The sequence below is a fragment of the Novosphingobium sp. HR1a genome (assembly GCF_015594425.1).
Classification (GTDB): Bacteria; Pseudomonadota; Alphaproteobacteria; order Sphingomonadales; family Sphingomonadaceae; genus Novosphingobium; species Novosphingobium resinovorum_A.
Genome location: NZ_JABXWS010000146.1, coordinates 1 through 1,188, shown reverse-complemented (window position 1 = coordinate 1,188; position 1,188 = coordinate 1). Strand labels below are relative to the sequence as shown.

The 1,188-nt window shown below is 60.9% G+C and carries 3 protein-coding genes; 1 reads left to right on the top strand and 2 read right to left on the bottom strand.

The genetic code is table 11. The annotated features are described in order from the left end of the window. Both HWN72_RS30710 and HWN72_RS30705 read right to left on the bottom strand, forming a co-directional pair. Positions 1–749, bottom strand: a 749-nt coding sequence (locus HWN72_RS30710; protein ID WP_211152326.1) for a recombinase family protein, incomplete at its 3' end; no start/stop codon positions are given. Beyond that, entirely contained in the window at positions 736–888 is a 153-nt protein-coding gene (locus tag HWN72_RS30705; RefSeq protein WP_197524514.1) for a hypothetical protein, read from the bottom strand. The genes HWN72_RS30705 and HWN72_RS30710, both read right to left, overlap by 14 nt. Positions 889–991: 103 nt before the next feature. On the opposite strand from HWN72_RS30705, the gene HWN72_RS30700 reads away from it, so the two are divergent. Then, the coding region (locus HWN72_RS30700) for a hypothetical protein (RefSeq protein WP_211152325.1) at positions 992–1,188 on the top strand (197 nt) is incomplete at its 3' end.

Here is a 1,188-nt window from a genome sequence, read left to right as displayed (position 1 = left end):
GGGTTCTTCAGGATCGAAATGACGCTCCGATAGCGAAGCGGCACCCAATCGAAGGACACTCTTTTGCGCCCGTCAGAAGGACGGGGGAAATGGAAATTGTCCGTGGTGAGCGAAATCAGCACCTGGCGGGCGCTACCAAGCTCGCGGAAGCGCGAAAAGATAAGGCGGATAGCCTCCTGCACCCGAAGGTCAGGATCAAGCCCCAGACCATAATCGCGGTGCCAGATATAGCCGATCGGAACACTGAGGCGCAGTTCCCCCCGTCGTGCTTTAGCGCGCGCCGCGTCGAGCATGCGCGTTCGCAAAATGCCGAGCTCAAACTCGCTGATGCTGCCCTTCATGCCCAACAACAAGCGATCATTCGGTCGACAAGGATCATACACGCCATCGAGATCGATCACGCGCGCTTCCACCAGGCCGCACAGTTCCAGGAGGTGATGCCAGTCTCGACCATTACGGGAAAGGCGCGATGCATCCAGGCACAGCACCGCGCCGACCATACCTGTGCACAGGCCGCTCACCAGTCGTTCGAAACCAGGGCGGTCGGCAGCGCCACTGGCGGTACGGCCGAGGTCATCGTCGATCACTTCGACATCACGGAACCCCCAGCGGCGCGCAACATCGACAAGTTCATATTGACGCCGCTGGCTCTCCAGGTTGTTCTGGACCTGGCCCGGGGTGGACTGCCGAACGTAGACGACAGCTTTGCGATTAAGCACCGTGGCCGGAATGAGATTATTGCCCGTCATCGCTCGGCTCCTTCGCCGCGACGCCGGCCGCCGCCATCAGGAGGGTCGCCAACTTGGCGACAACCGTGCTGCGTTCCGCGTCGGTCAGGCCCCGAATCTGCGGCATATCGAGCGGCATGCTCAACTGACGGGCCAGCATCGGTAACGTCGAGGGTGGTGGTAATGCCTTCACAGGGCGCCTCCTGGATGGGGGTGAGACCATCCGACGAAGTCTGCCTGAAACCGCGATCGGTAAGCAGTCTATGAAGCTCCACGAGGCCAGTCACCGCAATCCGCGGTTCGCCCATCGCCATACCAGCGCAAAACGCCCTATCCAGCATCCACTCCGAAACCTGAATGATCTCGCCCGGCCTGATCTCTACCCGGACAATCGCACCACTGGCCCGATCCTCGCGGCCTTCATACCGAAAACGGCCGCCGTAATATGGATGCCAACGGT

Coding starts and splice junctions, on each gene's coding strand:
- HWN72_RS30705 (WP_197524514.1), bottom strand. CDS start 888: ATGCTGGCCCGTCAGTTGAGCATGCCGCTCGATATGCCGCAGATTCGG.